The sequence below is a fragment of the Halanaeroarchaeum sp. HSR-CO genome, assembly GCF_024972755.1.
Taxonomy (GTDB): Archaea; Halobacteriota; Halobacteria; order Halobacteriales; family Halobacteriaceae; genus Halanaeroarchaeum.
Genome location: NZ_CP087724.1, coordinates 273,454 through 298,258, shown reverse-complemented (window position 1 = coordinate 298,258; position 24,805 = coordinate 273,454). Strand labels below are relative to the sequence as shown.

Annotated in this window: 25 protein-coding genes; 3 read left to right on the top strand and 22 right to left on the bottom strand. The window is 65.8% G+C overall.

Annotated features, from left to right (window positions below; all coding sequences use genetic code 11):
- The first annotated feature begins 297 nt into the window (after nucleotides 1-297).
- A complete protein-coding gene (locus HSRCO_RS01660) occupies nucleotides 298-1,293 on the top strand; it encodes a radical SAM protein (RefSeq protein WP_259518656.1) in 996 nt (331 codons plus the stop codon).
- Between the two features lie 198 nt (nucleotides 1,294-1,491).
- Here HSRCO_RS01660 and HSRCO_RS01655 read toward each other — a convergent pair whose 3' ends face one another.
- Nucleotides 1,492-1,947 (bottom strand): 30S ribosomal protein S19e, encoded by a 456-nt coding sequence (locus HSRCO_RS01655; RefSeq protein ID WP_259518655.1) that lies wholly within the window; start codon nucleotides 1,945-1,947, stop codon nucleotides 1,492-1,494.
- Nucleotides 1,948-2,104: 157 nt separating this feature from the next.
- Between HSRCO_RS01655 and thiL the strand changes: the two genes are divergently transcribed.
- Nucleotides 2,105-2,986 (top strand): thiamine-phosphate kinase, encoded by an 882-nt coding sequence (gene thiL, locus HSRCO_RS01650; protein ID WP_259518654.1) that lies wholly within the window; start codon nucleotides 2,105-2,107, stop codon nucleotides 2,984-2,986.
- 28 nt (nucleotides 2,987-3,014) lie between these two features.
- Here thiL and HSRCO_RS01645 read toward each other — a convergent pair whose 3' ends face one another.
- The 16 genes from HSRCO_RS01645 to HSRCO_RS01570 form a co-directional block, all read right to left on the bottom strand.
- Nucleotides 3,015-4,130 (bottom strand): site-2 protease family protein, encoded by a 1,116-nt coding sequence (locus HSRCO_RS01645; RefSeq protein ID WP_259518653.1) that lies wholly within the window; start codon nucleotides 4,128-4,130, stop codon nucleotides 3,015-3,017.
- A 94-nt stretch (nucleotides 4,131-4,224) separates the two neighbouring features.
- Nucleotides 4,225-4,581 carry a hypothetical protein gene (locus HSRCO_RS01640; protein WP_259518652.1) on the bottom strand — a complete coding sequence of 119 codons (357 nt, stop codon included), beginning with the start codon at nucleotides 4,579-4,581 and terminating at the stop codon, nucleotides 4,225-4,227.
- Nucleotides 4,581-5,129, bottom strand: coding sequence for a molecular chaperone (locus HSRCO_RS01635; protein ID WP_259518651.1), 549 nt, complete (start codon nucleotides 5,127-5,129; stop codon nucleotides 4,581-4,583). Before HSRCO_RS01635 ends, HSRCO_RS01640 begins: the two co-directional genes overlap by 1 nt.
- Nucleotides 5,129-6,415, bottom strand: coding sequence for an NrfD/PsrC family molybdoenzyme membrane anchor subunit (gene nrfD / locus HSRCO_RS01630; protein ID WP_259518650.1), 1,287 nt, complete (start codon nucleotides 6,413-6,415; stop codon nucleotides 5,129-5,131). Before nrfD (HSRCO_RS01630) ends, HSRCO_RS01635 begins: the two co-directional genes overlap by 1 nt.
- Nucleotides 6,415-7,173 carry a sulfate reduction electron transfer complex DsrMKJOP subunit DsrO gene (gene dsrO, locus HSRCO_RS01625; RefSeq protein WP_259518649.1) on the bottom strand — a complete coding sequence of 253 codons (759 nt, stop codon included), beginning with the start codon at nucleotides 7,171-7,173 and terminating at the stop codon, nucleotides 6,415-6,417. Before dsrO ends, nrfD (HSRCO_RS01630) begins: the two co-directional genes overlap by 1 nt.
- Nucleotides 7,170-9,653 carry a molybdopterin-dependent oxidoreductase gene (locus HSRCO_RS01620; RefSeq protein ID WP_259518648.1) on the bottom strand — a complete coding sequence of 828 codons (2,484 nt, stop codon included), beginning with the start codon at nucleotides 9,651-9,653 and terminating at the stop codon, nucleotides 7,170-7,172. Before HSRCO_RS01620 ends, dsrO begins: the two co-directional genes overlap by 4 nt.
- Entirely contained in the window at nucleotides 9,650-9,913 is a 264-nt protein-coding gene (locus HSRCO_RS01615) for a 4Fe-4S ferredoxin N-terminal domain-containing protein (protein ID WP_396266437.1), read from the bottom strand. The genes HSRCO_RS01620 and HSRCO_RS01615 overlap by 4 nt, the downstream gene beginning before the upstream one ends.
- A 15-nt stretch (nucleotides 9,914-9,928) precedes the next feature.
- Nucleotides 9,929-10,192, bottom strand: coding sequence for a 4Fe-4S ferredoxin N-terminal domain-containing protein (locus tag HSRCO_RS01610; protein WP_259518645.1), 264 nt, complete (start codon nucleotides 10,190-10,192; stop codon nucleotides 9,929-9,931).
- Between the two features lie 161 nt (nucleotides 10,193-10,353).
- Nucleotides 10,354-11,001, bottom strand: a complete 648-nt coding sequence (locus tag HSRCO_RS01605) for a helix-turn-helix domain-containing protein (protein ID WP_259518644.1) — start codon at nucleotides 10,999-11,001, stop codon at nucleotides 10,354-10,356.
- A gap of 224 nt (nucleotides 11,002-11,225) precedes the next feature.
- Nucleotides 11,226-11,612: a hypothetical protein gene (locus HSRCO_RS01600; protein WP_259518642.1), complete on the bottom strand. Its 387-nt coding sequence runs from the start codon at nucleotides 11,610-11,612 to the stop codon at nucleotides 11,226-11,228.
- 5 nt (nucleotides 11,613-11,617) lie between these two features.
- On the bottom strand, nucleotides 11,618-12,163 hold the full coding sequence (locus HSRCO_RS01595) for a molecular chaperone (protein ID WP_259518641.1): 546 nt from the start codon (nucleotides 12,161-12,163) through the stop codon (nucleotides 11,618-11,620).
- Nucleotides 12,160-13,506, bottom strand: coding sequence for an NrfD/PsrC family molybdoenzyme membrane anchor subunit (gene nrfD / locus HSRCO_RS01590; protein WP_259518640.1), 1,347 nt, complete (start codon nucleotides 13,504-13,506; stop codon nucleotides 12,160-12,162). Before nrfD (HSRCO_RS01590) ends, HSRCO_RS01595 begins: the two co-directional genes overlap by 4 nt.
- Nucleotides 13,503-14,231 carry a 4Fe-4S dicluster domain-containing protein gene (locus HSRCO_RS01585; RefSeq protein WP_259518639.1) on the bottom strand — a complete coding sequence of 243 codons (729 nt, stop codon included), beginning with the start codon at nucleotides 14,229-14,231 and terminating at the stop codon, nucleotides 13,503-13,505. The genes nrfD (HSRCO_RS01590) and HSRCO_RS01585 overlap by 4 nt, the downstream gene beginning before the upstream one ends.
- Nucleotides 14,228-16,696: a molybdopterin-dependent oxidoreductase gene (locus HSRCO_RS01580; RefSeq protein WP_259518638.1), complete on the bottom strand. Its 2,469-nt coding sequence runs from the start codon at nucleotides 16,694-16,696 to the stop codon at nucleotides 14,228-14,230. Before HSRCO_RS01580 ends, HSRCO_RS01585 begins: the two co-directional genes overlap by 4 nt.
- A complete protein-coding gene (locus HSRCO_RS01575; protein ID WP_259518637.1) occupies nucleotides 16,689-16,949 on the bottom strand; it encodes a 4Fe-4S ferredoxin N-terminal domain-containing protein in 261 nt (86 codons plus the stop codon). Before HSRCO_RS01575 ends, HSRCO_RS01580 begins: the two co-directional genes overlap by 8 nt.
- A gap of 128 nt (nucleotides 16,950-17,077) precedes the next feature.
- Entirely contained in the window at nucleotides 17,078-17,713 is a 636-nt protein-coding gene (locus HSRCO_RS01570) for a helix-turn-helix domain-containing protein (RefSeq protein ID WP_259518636.1), read from the bottom strand.
- Nucleotides 17,714-18,136: 423 nt separating this feature from the next.
- On the opposite strand from HSRCO_RS01570, the gene katG reads away from it, so the two are divergent.
- A complete protein-coding gene (katG, locus tag HSRCO_RS01565) occupies nucleotides 18,137-20,281 on the top strand; it encodes a catalase/peroxidase HPI (RefSeq protein ID WP_259518635.1) in 2,145 nt (714 codons plus the stop codon).
- Between the two features lie 49 nt (nucleotides 20,282-20,330).
- Here katG and tsaA read toward each other — a convergent pair whose 3' ends face one another.
- The 5 genes from tsaA to HSRCO_RS01540 form a co-directional block, all read right to left on the bottom strand.
- Nucleotides 20,331-20,774, bottom strand: a complete 444-nt coding sequence (tsaA, locus tag HSRCO_RS01560; protein ID WP_259518634.1) for a tRNA (N6-threonylcarbamoyladenosine(37)-N6)-methyltransferase TrmO — start codon at nucleotides 20,772-20,774, stop codon at nucleotides 20,331-20,333.
- Between the two features lie 147 nt (nucleotides 20,775-20,921).
- Nucleotides 20,922-21,062 (bottom strand): hypothetical protein, encoded by a 141-nt coding sequence (locus HSRCO_RS01555; protein ID WP_259518633.1) that lies wholly within the window; start codon nucleotides 21,060-21,062, stop codon nucleotides 20,922-20,924.
- A gap of 75 nt (nucleotides 21,063-21,137) precedes the next feature.
- Nucleotides 21,138-21,929 carry a phosphatase PAP2 family protein gene (locus HSRCO_RS01550; protein ID WP_259518632.1) on the bottom strand — a complete coding sequence of 264 codons (792 nt, stop codon included), beginning with the start codon at nucleotides 21,927-21,929 and terminating at the stop codon, nucleotides 21,138-21,140.
- Complete coding sequence (locus HSRCO_RS01545) at nucleotides 21,926-23,659, bottom strand: ABC transporter substrate-binding protein (RefSeq protein WP_259518631.1); 1,734 nt, start codon at nucleotides 23,657-23,659, stop codon at nucleotides 21,926-21,928. The genes HSRCO_RS01550 and HSRCO_RS01545 overlap by 4 nt, the downstream gene beginning before the upstream one ends.
- A gap of 36 nt (nucleotides 23,660-23,695) precedes the next feature.
- Complete coding sequence (locus HSRCO_RS01540) at nucleotides 23,696-24,790, bottom strand: hypothetical protein (protein WP_259518630.1); 1,095 nt, start codon at nucleotides 24,788-24,790, stop codon at nucleotides 23,696-23,698.
- Nucleotides 24,791-24,805 lie beyond the last annotated feature (15 nt).

The window sequence follows — 24,805 nt, the reverse complement described above, 5'->3', positions numbered from 1 at the left end:
GAGGCCTCCCTTCGATCGGCCGCGCGGCTCGCGGCTTCGCCGCTCGCAATTCCGAGGCCCTCGCTGGGCTCGGGCCTCGCGGCTCGCAGTTCGCGGTTCGTTCCTCCCCGCTCACAATTCCGAGGAGCCTCCCTTCGGTCGGCCCCTCGCACTCCCGGCGAGTCCACTCGTCTCACTTCGTTCGACTCCTTCCCTCGCCGTAGTCCCCCTCGCTCGTTAGCACTCGCTCGCGGGACTCCCGGCGAGGACGGCACAAGCCGCACACCTTTTGCCTCCCGGCCGGCTACACGCTCCCAGATGATCTCCAAGGGGTGCGAACAGTGTGCGCTGGGCGGCAAGATGGTGCTGTTCGTCTACGGCTACTGCGACGAGCGCGATTGCTTTTACTGCCCCCTGGGAGAGAACCGCAAGAACGTCGAACACGTCTACGCGAACGAACGGCCGGTCGAGTCGGACGAGGACGTCCTCGAGGAGGCCCGAAAGATGGACGCCCTGGGCGCCTCCATCACGGGTGGCGAACCACAGGAGGTCATGGACCGGACGACCCACTACATCTCCCTGCTCAAAGCGGAGTTCGGCGAGGACTATCACGTCCACCTCTACACCGGTATCACGGGCGGTCGCGAGAACATGCGTGCGCTCGCCGAAGCGGGCCTGGACGAGATCCGCTTTCACCCGCCGCTCGAACTGTGGGGCGACCTCCACGGTACCGAGTGGGAGGACATCCTCTACGTGGCCCGCGAGGAGGGGCTCGATCCCGCCTTCGAGATTCCCGGCATCGAGGCGGAACCCGAATTCGTCGAATTCGTCGAAGAGGGGGCCGCCGAGTTCGTCAACGTCAACGAGTTCGAGATGAGCCACGGCAACTACCGGCGGATGCAGGCCGAGGGCTACGAACTCCAGGAGGGCCATATGAGTGCCGTCGACGGCTCGAAGGCCGAGATCTTAGAGGAGATGGGCCAGCATCCGAAGGTCTACTTCTGTACGAGCGTCTTCAAGGACGCCGCACAGCACCGCAACCGTCTCAAACGCATGGCCGAGACCGAACAGCGGGCCTTCGACGAGGTGACCGACGACGGCACCCTCGTCTACGGCGTCACCGACGAACGCCAGGACCGACTGGCGGAACTCGGCGTCCCCGAGGAATACTACGAGCCAGTCGACGGCCACGTGGAGGTCGCGTGGTGGTTGCTCGAGGAGATGATCGAGGAAGGGGACGTCGCGTCGGGCGAGATCGTCGAGCGGTATCCGACCTACGACGAGCAGGTCGTCGAACGGACGCCGCTGGCGTGAGTGGGCTGTGGAACCCGAGCGTGGGCTAACAGGCGGTCGAGAGTCGTCTCCCGGAGCGGGTGACCACGCAACCGCCTCGTGCGCTCCGGGTCGACACCTACGTCACAGCCACCGCTGGGCCGGTCTCGGTATATGAAGGTGTGGACCAACTGCTGGGCTGGCTGTCGAAACGACCGGCGGTCGAAGAAGACGAAAGCTCTAGACGTAGCGCTCGAGTTCGGGGTTGTCGAGCTCCTCGATGACCTCGCCGGCGGTCTCGTCGAGCAGGCTCCGGCCCGCGGGCGTGGCGATCCGGCCGGCACTGCCCTCCTGGGACACCAGGTCCTCGTCCTCGAGTTGCTGGAGGATGGTCCGAATGACCTTCTTCGAGGCGTCGGTCTTGTGCGCGGGGGCGACCGAGTACCGGTTGCTCCCGCGTTTGGTGTTGCCGTACGCGGTCGAGAGGGCCTCCACGCCGACGGGGCCGTCCATGGCGACCTTCCGGAGGATACTTGCCGCTCGTCGGAACCAGAAGTCTTCCTGCTCTGGCGGGAGCTCGCGGTCGGTACCGGTCTTCGTGAAGGAGGCCCACTCGGGCTCCTCGAGCCGTTCGGCGAGGGTCGCGGCGAGCGCGTCGATGAGCTCGTCCGCGGGGGCGTCATAGAGGGTTACCATGCTCGCGGATTCTCGTCGGCGCTGTTTAAAGTCATCGTTAGGGACCCGTGCGGGCCTGCGGGCGGATATCCAGCGGTCGACCTGGGCGGACTCGACACCCAGGCCGACCGACCGAGCGGAACCGTATCCTTTTGCCGGCGGGCGGAGAGGGTGAAATATGGACGAACGGGCGGCCCTGGACCTCGTCGGCAGCCTCGTCGATGCCGCAGGCGACGACGCGGCCGTGGTGGGCGACACCGTGCTGACTATCGACATGCTCCACGAGGAGACCGACTTCCCGGCGGGAACGACGCCGTACACGATGGGCTGGCGGTCCGTCGGCGCCTCGCTCTCGGACGTGGCGGCGATGGGGGCGAGGGCGACGGGAACCGTCGCCGTCTACGGAAGTCCCACCTTCGAGGCGGACCCCCTCGAGGGGTTCGTCACCGGAGCACTGGACGTCTCGCAGTCGGTCGGTGCCGAGTACGTCGGCGGCGACCTCGATGGTCACCAGGAGGTCACCGTCGCCACGACGGCCATCGGAACCACGCACGACCCGGTGTTGCGGAGTACCGCGTCCCCCGGCGAGGTCGTCTGCGTCACGGGCACCCTCGGTCGGTCTGCAGCGGCCGTGCGGTTCTTCGAAGCGGGGGACACCCAGCGAGCGAACGAGCACTTCCGGTTCCTGCCGCGTGTAGACGCCGGCCTGACCCTCGCTGCGACGGTCACGTCGATGATGGACTCGAGCGACGGTCTCGCCCGGTCGCTGTACCAGCTCGCCGAGGCGAGTGACGTCGGATTCGCCATCGAAGGGGATCGGGTGCCCGTGGACGGCGCCCTCGAAGCGATGGGCGATGGCACCGACGTGCTCCACGAGGCGATGACGTACGGGGAGGATTTCGAACTCGTCGCCACGATGCCCGAGCGGGCCGTCGAGTCGGTTCGGGACTCCCTCGACGTGGATCTGACTGTCGTAGGCCAGGTCACCGACCCGGAAGACGGTATCCTGCTGGACGGCGAGCCGCTGGCCGACGAGGGATGGACCCACGGCCGGGCCTGACGGGAGAGCAGGCAGTGGGGTCGACCGCTCAGGCGCCAACGATCTGTATCGGGACCGGTGTGAAACAGAGCGCTCCCAGGACGAACGTGGCGATACCGATAGCGATTCGCCGGCGGTCCAATGGCGAGTCATCGATCGGCTGTGCAGAGCCGAACGCGGCTGCCAGCGTCGCCATGATCCCCCAGAGGACCCAGATCCCGACCACCTGCGTCGTCTCTGTGAACAGGTAGAGATAGGCCGCCAGGCCGAACAGGGCGGTCGGCACGAAGGGGACGATGCGTTCCTGTGCTGGGCCGACGATGGCGCGGAGGATGTGGCCGCCGTCCAGTTGCCCCACCGGGATCAGATTGAGGAACGTGACGAACATCCCGACCCAGCCGCCGATGACCACGGGATTGATGACCGTCGTCGGGTCGTCGTAGGTGAGCGGCGCGTCGAGGACCCAGGCGATGGCGTGGAGCAACGGCGGGTAGCCGAACTCGATCTCGACGGCCGATTCGGCGGCGAACACCCACTCGGGAACGGTGACTGGTGGCAGGAGTAAGCCGATGGCAGACACGACCACGGTCGCGACCAGTCCGGCGAGTGGGCCAGCAACCCCGATGTCGAAGAGCGCCTTTCGGTCCGGTATCTGTCCCCGCATCCTGATGACCGCCCCCATCGTCCCCACGATGGTCGGGAACGGGATGAAGTAGGGGAGCGTGGCGTCGACGTCGTGGTACCGGCTCATCACGTAGTGGCCGAGTTCGTGGGTGCCGAGGACGCCCATCACCGCCAGCGAGAACGGGATGGCAGAGACGATAGCGGGCGAGAGGGGGTCCTGGACGTAGTACCACTGGGCCCCCACGAAGAGCGTGGAGAGGATGGTCGCGACGGCCAGTGCCACGTTGGTCCAGGGGATGGAGTCCTCGCCGATCGAGCGGGGCTCTGCCACGAGGACGAACTCGCCAGTCTGTCGCGTGAGTTGTACCTCGTACCCTGCCTCGTGGAACCGAGGCCAGACGGTCTTCATGATGGTCTGGCGATTCGCCAGCGGCTCCCCGAAGTACACGAGTTGGTCGCCGTTCTGGCGGATCTCGTAGACGTGGAACACCGAGGAGAACGAATCGGGTGACGGGTGGTCCTCCGGCGACGTGGCCGTCATCACTCGAACGTTACGATGCCAGGCGGTTAAACCCTCGTCGGACGTCTCCCGGAGACGTCGACGAAACGGGGCCGAGGGGGCGCTGCCCGACGGGTTACCGATCCTCGGCGGCGGCTGTCACCGCGGCCGTCGACCGTGTCAGCCGCCCCGCCCGTCTCGGCCGCCACAACCGCGTCCGTATCTCGGTCGCCAGCTCGCGCAACTCGGAGACGTTCTCCGTGTGCGTCTGGCTTTCGACGAAGCCCGCCCACTCATGCACGCTCTCGAATTCGAACACCAGGCGTTCGTAGGGCGTAAACCTCGTGTCCGTCTCCTGGTGGCTCAGACTCCGAACCCGCGCGTCCATTCCCCAACTCACCGTCGCGCGCGTCAACCAATCTTCGTAGGCCGACCGCGAGGTACCCGGCACCGCGTACTCCAGTTCGTATTCGTAGCACGCGGCCGAGTCCATTACGGCTCCTCCTCGCCGATCAGTTCGCGCGTCGCGTCCGCCAGTACCGCGTAGAACGGTTCTGTCGTGGCCGATTCCACGCCGTCCAGGAACGCCGGCATCCACTCGCGGGGATGTTCGTCCAGGAACCGTTCCATGGCCTGGGTCTCGCCGTGGGCCGACAGCCACCCGGCGAACTCCAGTTCCGCAGCGACGTGATCGGGGAGGTCGCTCCAGGACTCCGCCGACAGCCCGTACTCCGCGTACCACCGCGTTACCGCCTCCGTCGAGGGGCCCATGACCGGACCGAGCTCCTCGTCCGGTTCGGCGTCGCGATAGACGCTCTCGTACGGCGGACATGGGTGCTCACCCGGACCGTCGAAGAGTCGCATATGCTCGACGCGTAACCGTTTCAGCGGTGGCCGCTCGGACAGCGACGCCTCGAACAGCCCCGACTCCAGGGCAGCCCGTAACTGCTCGTCCGGCCGACGCCAACAGGACGCAACCACGCCCCATCGCTCGTCGACCCGGGGCGAGGGCCGGTCGCCGTCCGCGCTCTCCGCCGACATCACTCACGGCCCCCGTCCGTCACGGCGGGTGCCTCGGCCTGGATCGGAACGAACCGCAGCCCCACCGTCAGGATCAACGCGCCGATAGCGATGATGCCCAGGGAGATGGCGACCTCGATGAGCGTCGGCGTATAGACGCCGGTCTGTGCCCAGATGGTCGATCCGAGGCCGCCGTATTCGCCGACGGAGACGCCCGGTGCCAGGTCGATGTTCACGCTCTCGTAGCCGACGAAGATGAGCCGAACGCCCTCGAAGACCACGCCGAAGACCGCGAGCGCCCCCGCGGTGAAGACGGCCCAGGCCGTCTCGCGCACTGTCGGGATGGCGAGCAGGGCGATCGGGATGGCCCCACCGACGACGGTCCAGAGCCAGAAGTACGAGGTTTCGCCGACGAGGAAGCCGCTCGTGATGGCCCAGAACTCGAAGTTCGCCGCCCACGCGTGTGGGAGGCGTTCGGCGGCAACGAGGTAGACGACGTGGACCGCGAGGAAGACGCCGAGGAACTTCCCCAGGCGGGTGCGTAGCTCCGCCTCGAACTCGAAGTTTGTCAGTCGGTCGGCGAGAATCGCCGCCACCAACAGCAGTCCGAGCCCGGAGACCAGCGCCTTCGCGATGAACGTCGGCGCGACGAGCGGGCTGAACCAGTCGCCACGACCGACCTGGGTCGCGAAGATCCAGCCGGTCACCGAGTGGAGCATGACCGCCAGCGGGAGCGCGATGGCCGCACTCCAGAACGCCAGACGGCGGTCGCGGTCGCGTCCCGCGGCCGTGTCGTCGGTGCCAAGCGCCAGCGCCGACCCGCGCGCTGCGAGATCACGACGGGTGAGCAGCCACAGGTACCAGACGTTGAACAGCCCGTAGAGCACGACGATGGCGAAGTCCCACACCATCGGCGACCGCAGATCCGGCGAGGTGATGAACTGGTAGATCCGGCCCGGACGACCGATGTCCGGGAGGATGAGCAGGCCCGCGACGACGATCGCCGCCAGGCTCAACAGCACGCCAAAGCGCGCCAGACTCTCGTACTCGTCGGAGTGGAAGAACTTCGGCGCACTCGAGATGATCAAACCGCCGGCCGAGAGGCCGACGAACAGCACGAACAGCATGATGTACAGCCCCCACGAGAACACGTTGCGCATGCCCGTGGCCGCCAGACCCAGCTGTAACTGCTGATACCAGGCGAACAGGCCGCCCAGGATCAGCAGACCCAGCAGCCCCAGCCAGGCCTTCCCCATCGGGCCGAACCGCTCGATGGCGACCACGCCACCGTCTCGTTCGGCCGCCATCAGTCACCACCCTCCGCTGCCGTCTCCGGCACGTGGGGCGACGGCGACAGGCCGGCGTCCTCGCGCTCTTCGGCCGTCAGCTCCGACTCCATCTTGGGCGAGGTCTGCGGTCGCCCCGGGCTCATCTCCCCACGGATGTAGTAGGTCTTCGGGTCCGTCTCCCGGTCTTCCAGCAGGCGATGGGTCTCGTACTTCCGGATGTACTTCGAGACCGTACTGTTCGGGTCGTCGAGGTCGCCGAATATCCTGGCGTCGGCCACGCAGTTCGCCACGCACGCCGGGTCCAGTCCCTCTTCGACGCGGTGCGAGCAGAACGTACACTTCTCGACGACGCCCTTCGGTCGCTCCGCGACGTCGCCGGTACCCGCCTCGGGCAGGTGCTCGGGCTCGTCCCAGTTGAACACGCGTGCGTTGTACGGACACGCCGCCATGCAGTACCGACAGCCGATACACTTGTCGTAGTCGATCTCGACGATGCCGTCCTCGCGGGTGTAGGTGGCGTTGACCGGACAGACCTTCACACACGGGGCGTTGTCACAGTGCTGACACGCCGTCGGCTGGTAGGCCATGTCCATCGTCCCGTCCTGGCCATGCTCCGGATAGGTCCCCGCCGGCTCGTCCATCTTCTCGCCGCCTTCGGTCAGAATCCGGTTCCAGAACTGTCCGTGGGGGACGTTGTTCTCCTGCTTGCAACTGACCGCACAGGCGTGACAGCCGATACACCGTTCCTGGTCGATCACCAGTCCGTATCTCGTCATTGGATCTCACCACCCATCTCCGGAACGCTCTCGTCCGCATCCGTGTACATGCTCGTGTCGATGTCGTCGGGTGCCGGTTCGACCGCGACCCGCACGTCGTAGAAGGACATCGTCTTCCCGACCTCGCTGACCTCATTGTGACAGAGGTCGTTGAGGTGGCCTTTGACGAAGTCGCGGTCCCACCAGCCCTGGTCGGTGTTGACCAGTCCAGGCTGCATGGCCTCGTTGTACTTCGCCTTGACGACCATCTCGCCGCGGTCGTTGTAGACGCGGACGTACTCGCCGTCCTCGATGCCGTACTCCGCCCCGTCCTCCGGGTGGATGTCCAGCTGCGGTTCGGGGTTGATCTCCCGGACCCACCGCACCATCTCGTACTGGGAGTGGATCCGGAAGCGGCTGTGTTTCTGCATGAACATCAGGGGGTACTCGTCGGCCTTCTCGTGGTCCTCGGCCGTCCGGTCCTCGAGCGGCCGGGGGACCTCGAAGGACGTGCCCTTCTCGCTCGGGGCGTCGTCGTCGTAGACCTCGATACGGCCGGTCTCCGTGGGGAACTCGCCTTTGTACTTGACGACGTCCACGCTCTCCTTGCGCTGGGTACCCTGCTCGAAGATCGTCTCGAAGTCGATATCGTCGTCACGGCTCGCCAGCTCCTGGAGGAGGGCCCGCTTACTGTCCGGGAAGCGGTCTCCGTACCCGAGCCGCTGGGCGAGCTCGCGGATGGCGAAGTAGTCGTTCTTGGACTCCCAGAGGGGTTCCTGGACCTTGTGCCTGTAGCTCAAGAACGGAACCGAACCCCAGCCCGAGGAGATGTCCTCCTGCTCGAACCAGTGGGGTACCGGCAACACGATGTCGGCGTGCTGGACCGTATCGGTGTAGTGCATGTCCGCGACGACGTACATCTCCAGGCTGCGGATTGCCTCCCTGTAGAGCTGTCTGTCGGGGAACTGGTTCCCCATCATGTTGGACTCGATCGAGTAGACGGCTTTGATGGGGTACGGGTCGTCGTTGAGCATCGCGTCCGGGTAGTCGGGGAAGAAGATCGAGGGGCCCGGATCCGAATCCGCCGGTGCAGCGAAGTCGCCGGCGGCCAGCGTCGTGCCGGCCGCGTGGTGGGCGTGAATGTTCCCGTGCTTGCCGTAATCGCCGGTCATCGCCAGCATGATAGCGTAGGCCTGACCGAAGATGTGGCCGTGGGTGTACCGACCGATGGCGTAACTCGGCGCGATACCGCCGGCGCCACGCGTGGCGAGCCACTCCGCTGCCTGGCGGATGTTCTTGGCCTCGACGCCGGTCTTCTCGGCCATCTCCTCGGCCGGGTAGTCGGCGGCGTGATCGCGAAGTTTCGACAGTGCGGTCTCGCACTCGATGCCGGCGACCGTGTGCTCGCCGAAGAGTGCATACGAGCCGGGCGTCTCGGGTTCGAGGGCGACCGGCTCGCCGGTCTCCTCGTCGATCGCGACGACCTGATCCTCCGCACCGTCTTCGAAGACGTCGGCCGCACGAAGCGCCTCACCCGTGTCCTCGCGGATCAGCGCAGGCGCAGTCGTTCGCTCCTGGAGGAACTCGGCGTCGTAGTTCTCCTCCTCGAAGACGTTGTTCATCATCGCGAGGATGAGATAGACGTCCTTGCCGGGCTTGACCGGCAACCAGAGGTCGGCCTTCGCCGCCGTCGTCGTGTAGACCGGGTCGACGACGACGAGTTTCGCCCCATTCTCGACGGCGTCGAGCACCTTCGAGGCGTCCATCTGGAACTGACTGGAGAGGATGTCCGAACCCCAGACGATGATCGTGTTCGCGTTCTCCCAGTCCTCGGACTCGTTGGTCGGCGGGAGGAAAAAGCCGTGGCCGGTGACGCGGTTGAAGCCGCGACCGACGTTGGCGTCGATCCCCCACGCTGACTTGGAGGCGCCCAGATAGGAGGCCAGGCGGTTGAACGCTTTCCCGCCCTGTCCGTAGTTACCCGAGCCCTCGTGGAAGAGGAGACTTTCCTTCCCGTACTCCGACTGGACGGACTCCATCTTCTCGGCCATGAGATCGAGTGCCTCGTCCCACTCGATACGCTCGAACTCGGCGTCGGGCCCGCGCCCCTGCGGGTTCGGTTCGTCCGGCGACCAGTCCGCCCGCTTCATCGGGAACTTCAGACGAGTCGGATCGTAGGCGCGCTGGGTGTGCGAGAGGCCGAGCACGCAGGCCCGCTTGTACTGCGGGTCGTCGGGAATCTGTGGTTCTATCTTCCGGATCGTGCCGTCCCGGACGTGAACCTTCAGGGGACACTTGCCACGGCAGTTCGGCGAACAGACCGTGTCGACGGTCTTGTTCTCGCCGACGAAACTCTCCCCGATCGCGCTCCGCGCCTCGGAGGTGTCGCTCAGGGCCGCCAGGCCACTCCCGCCACCGATCCCGAACGCGGCCGCGGCCGCTCCGGTCGATCGGAGGACCGACCGTCGCGTGACGCCGTCGTCGGAGACGTCTTGACTCATGCGTTCTCACCCTGGTTCGTCGGTCGATCGTCGACGCCGAATTCGGCGACGACGGCGTCGTGGTATCGCTCCTGGAAGGTCTCCTCGTCGAGGTCGCCGTTCGCAACCTGGACGGCATCACGAGCCATCTCGAAGCCGAGATCGGCGTCGTACTCGCTGCCCTCCAGAATGCGCTTTGCTTCCTCGCTGTTCAAATCGTATCGTCCGTCGTCGGATCCGTCATCCGATGGTTCAGTTGGTGGTGTCATAGGTGAATTGATCGTTCAGTAGAATCGTTACTCCTCGTCCGCAGCGTCCGAATTGAAATCGGCAGGTTCGGTTCCGAAGACCCGCTGGACTTTCTCCTCGTACATCGCATTGAACTCCTCATCGCTGAGTTCGCCCTTCGACACGCGGAGGGCGTCGCGAGCCATCTCCCGACCCAGCGCCACGGCCTCCTCGTTCGAGTCCTCTCCGTCCAGAATCGCAGTGATGCGATCCTCCCAATCCGTCGCTTCCGGCAACAGCGGTTCGTCGTCGAGATTTGGTGGATCGGACACGGTTCATGACCCAGTTGATGGTATTGGACTGGCGTCCAACTCCCTTGGGCTCAATAATTGCTAGATTATATGGGGGTGGCTATTCTCCGAGGGGTGAGCGTGCGCTACAGACCCACACGTGCGTTTCGTGGGCGGCGGACCCCCACCGTCGACGACTGCCGCTAGTCCGAGATGATGGTCGTCAAAATAGTGGCCTCGATGCTCGAGAGTCGGCGCGAGACACCCGATTTCGAGATGTTGAGTTCGTCGGCGAGTTCCTCCAGCGAGATGCCCTTCGGCTCGTCGTAATACCCCTCGGTGACCGCCAACTCCAGGGTGTCCCGCTGGGTCGTGGTCAGATCGGTGAGGTCGAAGGTGATCCCCTGTCCGTTGTCGTCCCGGTCACAGTCCACGATGCGAAGGAGGCTCGCGTTTCGTGAATGGGCCCGAAGTTCCGCGATCAGATCGCTGAGTACCGAACGGTCCGGCAGGTAGGTGGATATCTTCGAGCGGTCGTCGGTCGTCGAATCGATCGTCGGAACGCAGCCGTGAGCGGCAAATATCGAACACGCACAGGAATTCTCGATCGGTCGGCTCACGTGAAGCGGGGCACAGTCGGCTCCATCCTCGTGGAGGATATCACACTGACACCGCCCATCGGGCCCCAGGAACACGCGGGTCTCGGCGACGGAGTCGGAAAGCCCGTACACGGGACAGTCCTCGTCCATCGACACCTCGATCTCGACGTAGAGGCGGCGGTGCTCCCGGGTATCGGCGGCCTCTATCCCCATATCGTTCGTCGCGTGGACGTCGTCGTCGAGGTCAGTCATGGGAGTGTCGCGGGAATGGCGACAGTGCTTATATACGCCTTGGTAAATCAAGGTGAACGGGGATATAAGAGCGCTGGCCCGATTCCCACGATTATGAAATACCCCACGACTGGAGAGCACGAAGACCCCCGTTCGTCGGAATGGTCACCTGCCCACCCATCGAACGCGACACCGACTTCGCCAGTGAAAACCCCGAAACGAAAACCGACCTGGAGCGGTCCCCGTCAGGACCGGTTCGGCTGGCGACGATAGCGGTGGGGACCCCACCGGTCGGCGACGGGTCTGGCGTCGCGCACCGCTCCCACCTCGGTACCGACCCGTTTGGGATTCCAGAGCGTCGCCCGCAGATCCGTCACCAGTCCGCGGAGGCGGTCGACGTTCTTCCGATGGCCAGCCCCCTCGACGAACGCCGCCCAGTCCCGGAGGCTGTCGAACTCGAAGACGAACCGTTCACCTGGGTCCAGGCCAGTGTCGTTTACCTGATGGAAGAACGCGGTGACGCGCTCGTCCATGCCCCAGGTGACGGTAGCATCCGCCAGCCAGGTCTCGTACGCCTCGCGCTTCCCGCCCGGGACGTCGTATTCGAGGTCGTACTCGTAACGCGACACCATCGTCGTCAGGCCATTTCGTCGACGCCGTCGAGGAGGTCCCGGGTCGCCGCCGCGAGCGCCCGGTAAAAGGGCACCCGAGTGGCGGTCTCGACGCCGTCGAGGAACGCCGGGAACCATCGCCGCGGATGCTCCGCCACGAAGCGGTCCAGCGCCGCGATATCGCCCCGTCGCTGGAGGTGACCCATGAACTCCAGTTCCACAGCGATGTGGTCCGGGAGGTCGCTGACCTCTGGGTCCAGGCCGACACCGATGGTCCGGTACCAGGCGACGACGGCCGCCGTCGACGGCCCGAGCACCTGTCCATCCTCGTCCCGATACACGCTCTCGTACGGCGGACACGGGAGCGCGCCGGGACCGACGAACAACCGGGTGTGTTCGGCTCGAAGCGCTTCGAGAGAGACGGCCTCGACGCCGGGGACGACGTCTTCGAGCGATCCATCCTCGATGGCCTGGACGAGTGCCACATCGGGTTCGCGCCAGCAACGTGCCAACACGTCGTACCCCGCGGCGAGGTCCCGGTCTGCGACACTCGCCATCGCGGTGTCGCTCATCGGCCCTCGTCTCCGGATTCCGCGTCGGCGACGGCACCGCCATCGGTGACCGCCGCGTCGGTGGCCGGCGATTGCCGTTCGACCGTCTCGCGTTCGACCCGGGGGAACACCGGCAGGTACCGGATCCCCAGCGTGACGATCAACGCCCCGACGGCGATGATCCCCACAGAGATCGCGAGTTCGACGACGGTCGGGGTGTACGTCCCCGAGGTCGCCCAGATGTCGGCACCGAAGCCGGTGTACTCCCGACCGGTCGTGACGCCGGGGGCATCGGCGATGGGCACCTCGTCGTAGCCGACGAACACGAGGTTCACGCCCTCGAAGAGGATTCCCACGATGGCGAAGACGCTCGCAGTGACGACCGCCCAGACCTGCCGTCGCAACGACGGGAAGACGAGGAGGGCGATCGGAATCGCCCCGCCGACGATCGTCCACAGCCAGAAGTACGGCGTGTCCCCGATCAGGAACGCGGACGTGATCGACCAGAAGTCGAAGTTCGCGGCCCAGGCGTGGGGGAGCCGTTCGGCGGCCAGCAGGTAGACGATGTGCACCGCGACGAAGACCCCGAGGATCTTCCCGAGTTCGGGGACGAGGTCCCGGGACAGTTCGAATCGCGTGTACCGGTCGGCCAGGACGGCCGTGACGATCACGAGCGCGAGCCCGGAGACCAGCGCCTTCATGATGAACATTGGCGCCACCAGCGGACTGAACCAGTCGCCGCGTCCGATCTGCAGCGCGAAGATCCACCCGGTGACCGAGTGGAGCGCGACCGCCAGCGGGATGGCGACGGCGGCAGCCCAGAAGGCTAGCTTCTTGTCCCGGGCGCGGCCGCTCTCGGTGTCCGCCACACCGAGGGCCAGCGGCGACCCGCGGGCCGCGAGGTTCCGGCGAGTTAACAGCCAGAGGTACCCCAGCGTGAACAGCCCGTACACGACGACGACCGCGAAGTCCCAGACCATCGGGGAGCGGAAGTCCGGCGTGGTGAGGAACTGGTACATGCGGACGGGTCGACCGATGTCGGGAACGATCAGCAGTCCCGCGACGACGATGCAGGCGAAACTGACCAGGACGCCCAGCGCCGCGATCGAGTCGTAGCGATCGGAGTGGAAGAACTTCGGGACGCTGGAGATGATGAGCCCGCCGGCCGAGAGGCCGACGAAGAACACGAACAGCATGATGTACAGCGCCCACGAGAAGACGTTGTCCATCCCCGTGACGACCAGTCCTTCGCGTAGCTGGTAGAGCCAGGCGGCGAATCCGACGCCGATGAGGAGGACCAGGACACCGACGAGGGCCTTTCCTCGCGTTCCGAATCCCTCGGGTTCGACGACTGCGCCGCTCATTTGCCGTCACCCCCATCGGGCGTGGCCATGAGTTTGCGGGCAGTCCCCTCCAGTTCCTTGCCGATCCGGTTACGGCCGGGCGTCATCTGGCCGCGGACGTAGTACGTGTTCGGGTAGGTCTCGAGGTCCTCGAGCAATACCTCGGTCTCGTACTTCCGAACGTACCTGGAGACCGTGCTGTCGGGATCGTCGAGGTCGCCGAAGATCCGCGCGTCGGCGGGACAGGCGTCGACGCAGGCGGGATCGATGCCCTGCTCGACGCGGTGGGTACAGAACGTACACTTCTCCACGACGCCCTGCGGTCGTTCGGGAACGTTCCCGAATCCATCTTCGGTGAGGTTCTCGGGGGCATCGTAGTTGAACACGCGTGCGTTGTACGGACACGCGGCCATGCAGTACCGGCAGCCCATGCACTTGTCGTAGTCGATTTCGACGATGCCGTCCTCGCGGGTGTAGGTCGCGTTGACCGGGCAGACCTTCACACAGGGGGCGTTCTGGCAGTGCTGGCACGCGGTCGGCTGGAACTCCATGGACATACTCCCGGTCCCGTCGCTCCCGTCGAGGGGGTACTGTCCCGCCGGCGTCTCGATGTCCTCACCACCTTCCGTGAGCACCCGGTTCCAGATGTGCCCGAACCCGAGGTTGTTCTCCTCTATGCAGGCCGTCGAACAGGCGTGACAGCCGATACACCGCTCTTGGTCGATTACCATTCCGTAACTGGTCATTGGTCACCACCGCCGTTGCCGGAGGCCGCGAGCCAGGGGTCGCGGTCGGGGTCGGTGTACTGGCTCGTATCCAGGTCGTCGGGTGCCGGTTCCACGTCGACGCGGACGTCGTAGAACGCGAAGTTCTCGATGGCGTCGCTCACGTCGGTGTGGGTCAGGTCGTTGTGGTGGCCCCCGACGAAGTCGTCTTCCCACCAGCCCTGATTGATGTTCACCATGCCGGGTCGGTACCCCTCGTTGAGGCGGGCCTTCACGAAGACCTCGCCGCGCTGGTTGTGGACGCGGACGTACTCACCGTTCTCGATGCCCCGGTCGGCGGCGTCGGACGGGTGGATGTCCACGACGGGTTCGGTCTCGATCTGTCGGAGCGACGGCATCCGACCGAACTGCGAGTGGATCCGCCACCGGCTGTGCTTCTGCAGGAAGGTCAGCGGATACTCGTCGGCGGTCTCCCAGTCGTCGGCCGTCCGGCTCTCCAGCGGGACCGGTACCTCGAGGGAGACGTCGCCCTCGGAGGGTGCGTCCTCGTCGTAGATCTCGAGGCGGCCACTCGGCGTGGCGAACTCGCCCTGCCAGATCACCTCGGGAGTGTCGATGTAGATGCTCCCCTGCTCGCGGAGGTCGTCGAGGGTGAACCGATCTTCCGCCGCGAGGATCTGCCGGAGGGTCGTCTCGCGGTCCCGCTCGAAGTACTCGCCGTAGCCGAGGCGCTCGGCCAGGCGAACGAGCATCCAGTGGTCGCTTTTCGCCTCCCACAGCGGTTCGTGGGCCGCCGCCCGGTATCGCGCGTGCGGGTTCGTCCATGTACCGGTGATGTCCTCGCGTTCCATCCAGTGCGAGGCCGGCAGGATGATGTCCGCCCGCTGGACGTTCGGCGTGTGCTGGAAGTCGGCGACGGCGACCATGTCGACGTTCTCGAGGGCGGCGAGCCACCGTTTCCGGTCGGGCATCTGGTTGGCGATGAAGTTCGAGGACATCGCGTACATCGCCTTGATCGGCTGTTCGTCGTCGCCTTCGAGGGCCGCCAGGATCCCCTTCTGCTGGAGGGATCTGGACCCGGGGGCCCCCTCGGGGACGCCGTAATCGCTGTTGTAGCCGTTGCCCTGCGTGATGCCGCCGGTCACACAGCCGCTCATTCCGTACTGTCCCAGAAGCGCGAGCAGGATGGCGTAGGCCTGCCCGAAGATGTGGCCGTAGACGTAGCGGTCGACGCCGAGTCCGGTCAGAATCCCGCCGGGGCCGCGCGTTCCCAGCCAGCGGACGGTCTGCCTGACGTTCGCCGCGTCGACGCCGATCAGTTCCTCGATCTCCTCGGGTGCGTACGGTGCCGCGGCCTCGCGGACCTTCGTGAGGCCGGTCGTCACCGTCTCGCCAGCTACCTCGAACTCGCCGAAGAGGGCGTACTCGCCGAAGGTCTCGGGTTCGAGCGCGACGGGTTCGCCCGTCACCTCGTCGAGGGCGACCGGCGTCTCCTCGTCGCCGTCGTCGAAGACGTCGGCGGTCTTGAGCAGCGACCCGTCTTCGCGGACGAGCGCGGGACCCAGGGTCCGCTCCCGGAGGAACGTCTCGTCGAGGAGGTCCTCTTCGAAGGCGACCTGGATCATCGCCATGGCGAGGTGGCCGTCCTTCCCCGGCTTGATCGGCAGCCACATGTCGGCCTTCGCGGTCGTCGTGTTGTAGACCGGGTCGACCACGACGATCTTCGCGCCGTTCTCCTTGGCGTCGAGGATCTTCGAGGCGTCCATCTGGAAGCGGCTCTCGAAGATGTTGCCACCCCAGATGACGATGGTGTTCGCGTTCTCGATGTCGGTCGCCTGGTTCGTCGGGGTGTTGAAGTAGCCGGCCCCGGTGATCCGCCGGAAGCCCAGCCCCACGTTGATGTCGATCGACCAGGCTTTCATCGTCCCGCCGAAGAGGCCGGACAGTCGGGAGTAGATCGTCCCGTTGATGCCGCCGCCGCCGGAGCCGAGCTCGAAGTAGACGCTCTCGGGCCCGTACTCCTCGCGGACGCGGAGCATCTCGTCACCGACGTAATCCAGCGCCTCGTCCCAGCTGATCCGCTCGAACGTGGCGTCCGGCCCCCGGCCGGTCGGATTCGGGTTGCCGGGCGACCAGTCGGTGCGCTTCATCGGGTACTTGACCCGAGTGGGGTTGTAGACGCGCTGGGCGTGTGACTGCCCGAGCGTGCACGCCCGCTTGTACGCCTCGTTGCCCTGGATCTTCGGTTCGACCTTCCGGATCTGGCCGTTCCGGACGTGGACGTCCAGTGCACACTTCCCCCGGCAGTTGGGCTCGCAATAGCCGTGGAGTACCGCGTTCCGGTCGAGGAACTGCTCGACGGCGTGTGGCTCGTCGAGACCGTCGAGCAACCACTGCCGACCCCCACCACCGACGCCGAGTGCGCCCGCGGCCGCACCGGCGCCGAGCAACACCGAGCGGCGGGAGACGCCCTCACCCTCACTCATCGGTGGGGCCCTCCATCGGTACCGGTCGGTCGTCGACGCCGAACTCCGCGAGAACCGCCTCGTGGTGGCGGTCGTGGAACGTGGCCTCGTCGAGGTCGCCGTTCGCGACCCGGATCGCGTCCCGGGCCAACCGAAGGCCGAGATCCGTATCGTGGTCGCTATCGGCGAGGATAGCGGTAGCGTCCGTCCGGTTCAACTCGTATTGCTGGTCGGCGTCTGGCGGTCCGTCGACCGGCCGGTGTTGATTGGTCATAGCACTCACAAGTAATGGGTACGGCGGGCGCGCGGAACCCCGACCCGGCTGATAATCAGTTCCTTTATAATGGGTCGGATAATCTGCCGGCAGAAGACCGGTACAGCTCACCAGAGAAGTGAAACGGATCAGGGAGAACCGATGAGGGACTTCGCCATCTTCGCCTCCGCCGAGTTGAGACAGGTAGACAGGGTCTGTTTCGTCACGTCGAACTCCGCCGCGAGTTCGCCGAGGTGGACACGACGGGGCGTATCGTAGTATCCCCGGGCGACCGCGGTCTCCATCACGGCGCGTTCCCGTTCGGTCAGTACGTCGAGTTCGAACGTGCGGATGGTGTCAGCATCGGTTTCCGTCGAGAGACTGGTAAGTTTCTGCACCGTCGCAGACCCGCCCACCGACCTGATGTCGGCGACCAGGTCCCGAAGCGTCTCCCGGTCCGGGAGCGTCGTCGACACGACCCCCTCGGGACCCCGACTCGAGACGATCCGCGGCGAACACCCGTGCTGGAGGAACAGCCGACACAGACAGCTCTCGTCCATGGTATGTGTCAATCGGCGCTTGCCGCTCGGCGACTGCGCTTTCTCTCGGACGTCGATGTCCATGGTACAGACACCGCCAAAGTGGTCCCGCTCCGCCGTCTCGACCTGGTCCTCGAGGGCGATCAGCGGACAGGTGGTATCGGCTGGTGCCACGACCCGTAGCTCGACCCACAGCTGAAGGTCCCGGGCGTTCGTCGGTTCGGCCGATGGTGGTGAAGTCGTCATGGAGTCCCATCCACTACGATACAGGGATGGGGTTCGTCTCGACCTACGCGGGCCGTGGTGATGAGTCTTGAGTCGTTTGCCATCCGGTGAGAATTACCGAGGCCGGTGGCGCCCGTGCGGTCACCACGCGACACTGGTCACCGCCGGTCCACGGGTCGCCCATTCGTCTCGCGTCCGCAGCCGGAACTGTCCCACAGCCAAACTGTCAGTGTCGACGGAACTACCGGCAGGATTCACGGAAAAGCCGAATATCCAGTGCGGGAAACGCAATAAATTATTTGTTTTGGTGAATGATTTTACTCGAATACGGAAATGCATCGCCATCTTTATGCACCGCCCCACCGCAGCATCGAAGCGTGATACAATGACTGACACCGTCGCGACCCACGCCCGTCCGAGCGACCGCCCGGAGGGACGCCGACGATGAACAGACCGAACCAGAACTGGTGGCCGAACCAGTTGAACCTCGACAGTCTGGACCAGAACGCACAGCGACTCGATCCCCGTGGCGAGGACTTCGATTACGCCGAAGCGTTCGAAGACCTCGACTACGAGGCCGTAAAAGAGGACATCGAGGACACACTGAAAACCTCTCAGGACTGGTGGCCGGCCGATTACGGGCACTACGGCCCACTCATGATTCGGATGGCCTGGCACAGCGCCGGCACCTACCGCACCCACGACGGCCGCGGTGGCGCGGCCGGTGGACGACAGCGGCTGCCACCCCTCAACAGCTGGCCGGACAACGCGAACCTCGACAAGGCGCGACGCCTGCTCTGGCCGGTCAAACAGAAGTACGGCAACAACCTCTCGTGGGCCGACCTGATCGTCCTCGCCGGGAACGTCGCCCTCGAATCGATGGGCTTCGAGACGTTCGGCTTCGCCGGCGGCCGCGAAGACGACTTCGCCCCCGACGACGCCATCGACTGGGGGCCCGAAGCCGAGATGGAAGCAGCCTCCGACGAGCGGTTCGACGAGGAAGGGGCCCTGAAGTGGCCGTACGGCAACACCGTGATGGGGCTCATCTACGTGAATCCCGAGGGCCCGGACGGCGAACCCGACCCCGAGGCGTCGGCGGCGAACATCCGCGAGTCGTTCGCCCGGATGGCCATGGACGACGAAGAGACGGCCGCGCTCATCGCCGGGGGCCACACGTTCGGGAAGGTCCACGGTGCCGACGACCCCGACGAGCACGTCGGTCCCGAGCCGGAGGCGGCCCCAATGGAAGAGCGAGGTCTCGGCTGGAAGAACGAGTTCGGCGCCGGGAAGGGCGCCGACACCATCACCAGCGGCATCGAAGGACCGTGGAACACCACGCCGACACAGTGGGACACCAGCTACATCGACAACCTCCTCGAGCACAAATGGTGGCCCGAGAAGGGGCCCGGTGGCGCGTGGCAGTGGACCACACAGAACGGCGAACTGGACGATGCCGCCCCCGGCGTCGAGGACCCCGCGGACAAAGAGGACGTGATGATGCTGACGACGGACGTCGCGCTCAAGCGCGACCCGGACTACCGGGAGATCCTCGAACGCTTCCAGGAGGATCCACGGGCGTTCCAGCAGGCATTCGCGAGAGCCTGGTACAAGCTGATCCATCGCGACATGGGCCCGCCGGAGCGATTCCTCGGTCCGGAGGTCCCCGACGAGGTGATGGTCTGGCAGGACCCGCTCCCTGACGTCGACCACGACCTCGTCGGCGAGGCGGAGATCGACGAGCTCAAAGCGACGCTCCTCGCCTCCGATCTGTCCGTCTCCCAGCTGGCGAAGACCGCGTGGGCCGCGGCCTCGACGTACCGCGACAGCGACAAGCGCGGCGGCGCGAACGGCGCTCGCATCCGTCTCGAGCCCCAGCAAAGCTGGGAAGTCAACGAACCGGCGGAACTCCAGACGGTCCTCGAGACCCTCGAAGCGATTCAGGCCGAGTTCAACGACGGCCGCACCGACGACGTGCGCGTCTCGCTCGCCGACCTCATCGTGCTGGGTGGCAACGCCGCCGTCGAGCAGGCGGCAGCGGACGCGGGATACGACGTCACCGTCCCGTTCGAACCGGGACGGACCGACGCCTCGCCCGAACAGACCGACGTCGAGTCCTTCGAGGCGCTCAAACCGCAAGCCGACGGGTTCCGTAACTACCGCAGCGACGACGCCGAGCGCCGGGCCGAAGACCTGCTGGTCGACCGGGCGGACCTGTTGAACCTGACACCCGACGAGATGACCGTCCTGGTCGGTGGGATGCGGGCGCTCGGCGCCACGTACCAGTCAGACCGAGGCGTGTTCACCGACCGTCCGGGTACACTGACCAACGACTTCTTCGTGAACCTGCTCGACATGGATTACGAGTGGGAACCGGTCACGGCGGACGAGTACGTCTTCGAGGTCCGCGACCGCGCCACCGGTGACGTCGAGTGGGAGGCCACCCGCTTCGACCTCGTCTTCGGGTCGAACGCCCGCCTTCGCGCCATTGCCGAGGTCTACGGCGCCGATGACGGCGAGGAGGAGTTCGTGCAGGACTTCGTCGACGCGTGGCAGAAGGTGATGCAACTGGATCGCTTCGACCTCGAGTGATCGGCGGGCCAGGCAGTACCGAGGCGGCGATCAGTTTCGTTTTCTCGCCTTACGTTGGGCCGGCCATCCACCCACGGCGCAGACCGGACAGGTGGTCGTCTTTGGGTGCGTACGGTTTGACGTCGAGGACCGGGGTCCCATCCACGAGGTCGAGTTCCGAGACCGCCAGCCGCAGCCCGGTGACGCCGTCCAGAGAGAGGACGGACACGCCGATCGGATTGGGCCGAGCCGGGCCAGACGTCGCGAAGATGCCGACCTCGCCGGTCGCGCCGCCCGGTCGGACCCGAAGTCGGGTCGTCGACGACTCGTGGAGGTGGGCGATCACCATCACGTGTGAGAACTCTTCGAGGCGGTAGAGACCCGGTTCGAACCGATCGTCGAGGACGACGGTGCCGCTGGCCTCGACCGGATCGTCGGTCGGACGGGGAACGTCCTCGGGAGCGTCGAACGGTGACTCGACGTAGCCGATCGGCTCGTATTCGATGGTTTCCATACAGAAGGTTCTGTCACGGTGTGGGAAAACGGTTCGTCTCGAGACCAGCCGGCTGGGTCCATCGGAGAGACGACGGTGGATCGAGCGGCCAGACGACCGTCAGTGTCTGGAGCATATCGCCCGGACCGACGAGACGCCCGCTGCCGGCTATCGGCGACGGTCCTCGTTGGAAGACTGACGGTCGATATCGAGGTGCTGGAGTGCCGACCGCAGGTGATACCGTAGATCGTCGTTCTCCGTCGAATCGAGTTTTCGTCGTAACCGTTCGCGGATGCCGTCCTCGCCCATGGAACAGACGGGAGTACACCCGGACGTTGATATAATCGTTATGGTACGTGCTACCGGTAGGTCGTCACCGCCCGATCAGCCTTCGACGCGGCGGACGACGGCCCCGGCCGCGACGACACTGAACGCTGCGAGGGCAATACCCGCGATCACGTCGGTCGCCCAGTGGATTCCGAGGTACATGGTCGAGACGACGACGCCGACCGCGAGCGGGATAGCGATGGGGGGCCACCGTGGAAGTCGGTCGCGGGTGATCCAGGCGAGCAGCGCCACGGTGGTCGCAAGGGAGGTGTGAAGGGACGGGAAGACGTTCGTGTAGGAGTTGACCTGCCAGGTGACCAACATCGCCTCCGGATACTCGGTGAACAGGAGTCCGGTGACGAGATCGACGTTGCGCGGGCCGAAGGAGACGAACAGCGTGTATATGACGACGCCGACGGCGTAGTTGAGCGTATAGGCCACGACCGTCTGCTTGAACGCCCGCGAGTCGTTGAGGAGGAAGTACCCGAGTAGCGGAAATATGAGCAAGTACGCGTAGCCGTAGAGATAGACGAACCCGAGGGCGGCCGTCAGCGAGGGCGAAGCGAACGATTGTACCCAGACCACGAACTCCCCCTCCAGACGGTAGATGTACGGGGTGAGATTCCAGTCCAGCAGCCACGAGATGCGGGGGCCGTACACGCGTGCGAACTTGTTCACCCCCAGAACGACGGCCAGGACGGCGACGTACCGCCAGGTCTCGCGGACCTGCGTTCGCCACTGACCGATCCCCGACCGGATGCGATCGCGACCGACGGCGGCGTACGCGGTGACCGCCAGCATCCCGCCAACGACGAGCACCATGCTGGCGATGACCCGAAATAGAATCATCCGTCCGCGATCATCGCTCCGTCGTGGACCCGATACCCGGCGTCCCGAAATGCAGCCACCGCCGCTTCGCGGTCGAGCTCCCCTGGTTGTCCCGGGAAGGTTTCGGTCGGGCTAGCCGCCTCGTCTTCGACACCATCTGGTTTCCACTGGCCGTCGACGGGGACGATGGCTGGCGAGGCGAACCCGTCGAAGATGCGGCTGACGACGTCGCGTCGGTCGAGGAGAGTCCCCACACCCCGCCGGAATCGGGGGGCGTCGAGTGGGGGTTCTCGGACGTTGAAACCCACGTGATAAAACGACCTGGCTGGGCCGGCGATCATCGTCGCCTCGCCCGAGCGGGCGATGTTCGAGACGAGCGACGCGTCGATGGGGCCGGTCGCGTCCACCTCGTCGGCGAGCACGAGTTCGATGGCGGCCGCGTCGGACGGCGCGACGCGAAACGTCAGCCCCTCGAACGCCGGGCCTTCGGTGAAGTGATCGTCGAACCGGGTCAGTTCCAACCGTTGTTCGTTTTCGGCGGCTTCGAAGGCAAACGGACCGCTCCCGACGGGGTTCGGATTAGCCCAACGGAGTGCTTCGGTCGAGGCTCCGAAAACCTGTATCCCCGCGACCGCTGCCGGGTTCGCTTTCGGCTCCCACACGTGTTTCGGGAGGATCGGTAGTGTGAGAGCGCGGAAGGCGACCTCCCGAGAAGCATCGAAGTCGATCGAGACCGTGCGGTCGTCGAGTGCACTGACAGTATCGACGAGTTCCGACCGCCCCCGGAACATCGGGGCTGGAACCGGGTCCTCCATCGACCCCATGGCGGTGTCCGCGACGAACCGATAGGTGAACGCGACGTCGGCGGCGGTCACCGGTGTCCCGTCGTGCCAGACGGCATCCTCCAGCGTGATGGACAGGCGGTCGCCGACCTCGGTCTCGGTCCACCCGAACCCGCTGGCCAGTCGGAGTTCTACCCCCGACGACCGCTCGCGGACCAGTGGTTCGTAGAGGAGCTCCGTGATCAGGCCCCGGTCTCTGAAGGAGAACGCGAGGGGGTTCTGATTCCGAGTCGGGCGATCGTCGATGATCGCGATGCGGACCGTCTCGACGTCGGCCTCCGCTGCAGGACGGAGTTCCAGCAGGTCATCGGCGGTCTGCAGGCCGCGGCTCGGCCACTCCACGATCCGGTCGTTGCGGATCGCGTGGACACTGTCCGGATGAGCGAGGACCATCATCGGGACGTGGTCCCTGACGGTGGTGAGAAGGTCGTGCACCGTCGCCGTTCGCTCGTCGCCGCGTTGGAGCCGCTGTCGTTCGAGCAGGTCGGTCACCGAGGAATCGACATAGCCGAAGGGATTTCGCCAGCCGGCCTCGTCGCCGTTGTCGGCGTGTAGCAGTGAACGGAGGTAATCCGGGTCCTGGCCGCCCGGATGACGAGCGACGTAGAGATCGAACGCCTGGTCGACGAGGACCGACTCGAGCAACTCCTTGATGGCCATCGGGACGATATCGGTCCTGACGCCGACGGCGTTCAGGTTCTCGGAGAGCGTTCGGGCGATGCGCATCGCGTACGGGTCGTCGTCGGAGGGGGTCGTCTTGATGGTGAGAGACACCGGATCGGGGCCCGATTCCGGTGGCTGCCCGGTGGTCGGGTCGTCGTCCGTTCCGCCCGCCCCGATACACCCGGCCAGGGCCGTGGCCACCCCGCCGACGAACGCGCGCCGACCGACACGGCCACCGTGTCTCATGATAACGAAAGTATGAAGTCCTGAGTGATAAGCCCATCACACCAGCCCGACGAGGGGGAGGGCGATGGCGACGAACCACAGGGTCGCCCCCGGCCCAACAGTGGGTCCGTCGGTCGTCCCCGCGGCGGCGATGAGACCGAGGGCGGTGGCGGCCGCCATCCGAACCGCGACGAGCTGCAGCGAGGGGTCGTAGATCCCCATCGCCATTCCGTCGATGACCAGTGCGAGAGCGAAGCCGAGCGACGGCAGAACGGCCGCGGTGACGGGCGATATGTCGGTCTCGACCCGTCGAGTCCAGTAGTAGGCGACGGTCGGCACCCCCACCAGGAAGAACGGATAGAGGATCCCCACGATGGCCTTGGGCGGCGCGATGGCCAGCAGGCCCTCGAGGGCGATCCCCGTCGATCTGACGCCGAGGTAGACCGCACCAGGCCCGAACGCCGCCAGATGGTTGCGAGAGACGCGTCTCCAACCGGCCACCACGGCAAGGGCGGCCCCGACGAGCACGACACGCTCCGGCGGGCTGTCGCGTTCGATCACGGTCACGTCGTCGCCAGTGCTGAGATCCCGGACCACCCCGTTCCTGGCCCGATCGAGGTCCACGACGGTGTGTCGGAGTCGGAACCAGTCCCAGTACTCGCCGTGGGCCTGAATCGCCGACCACGAGCCGTCGAACCGACCGTAGATTCGGACGTGTTCGCGGGTCCCGAGGTAGCGACCGTCCTCGAGCTGGAACTCCTCGCCCAGCCAGACGGAGCCACTTCCGTCGGCGTAGACCGCCGCATACCGGTCCGCGCCCGAGGCAGCCCCCCATCGAGCGATCGAGTACGATTCGCCAGCATCGGCCCGTTCGGCGCCGACCTCGTCCCAGTGCTGGGCGTCGCCCACGAGGATATCGCGCGTCGCTGCCGGGCTCTTGTTCACGTAGACGTTGATCGGGAGCGTGCGCGTCTCGACGTCGTGGGCGGTGCTGGTGTACGGCCAGAGCTGTGTTCCATTCGAGACGTTGTACAGGCCACTCACCTCGACTTCCCCTCGACCGGCTCCCGACTGGTCGCCGGGGATCCCACCCGAGAGAACCAGCAGGGCGACCAGCGCCACGGCGACGAGCAACCACCACCCCCGTTCCATAGCGAATCATATCGT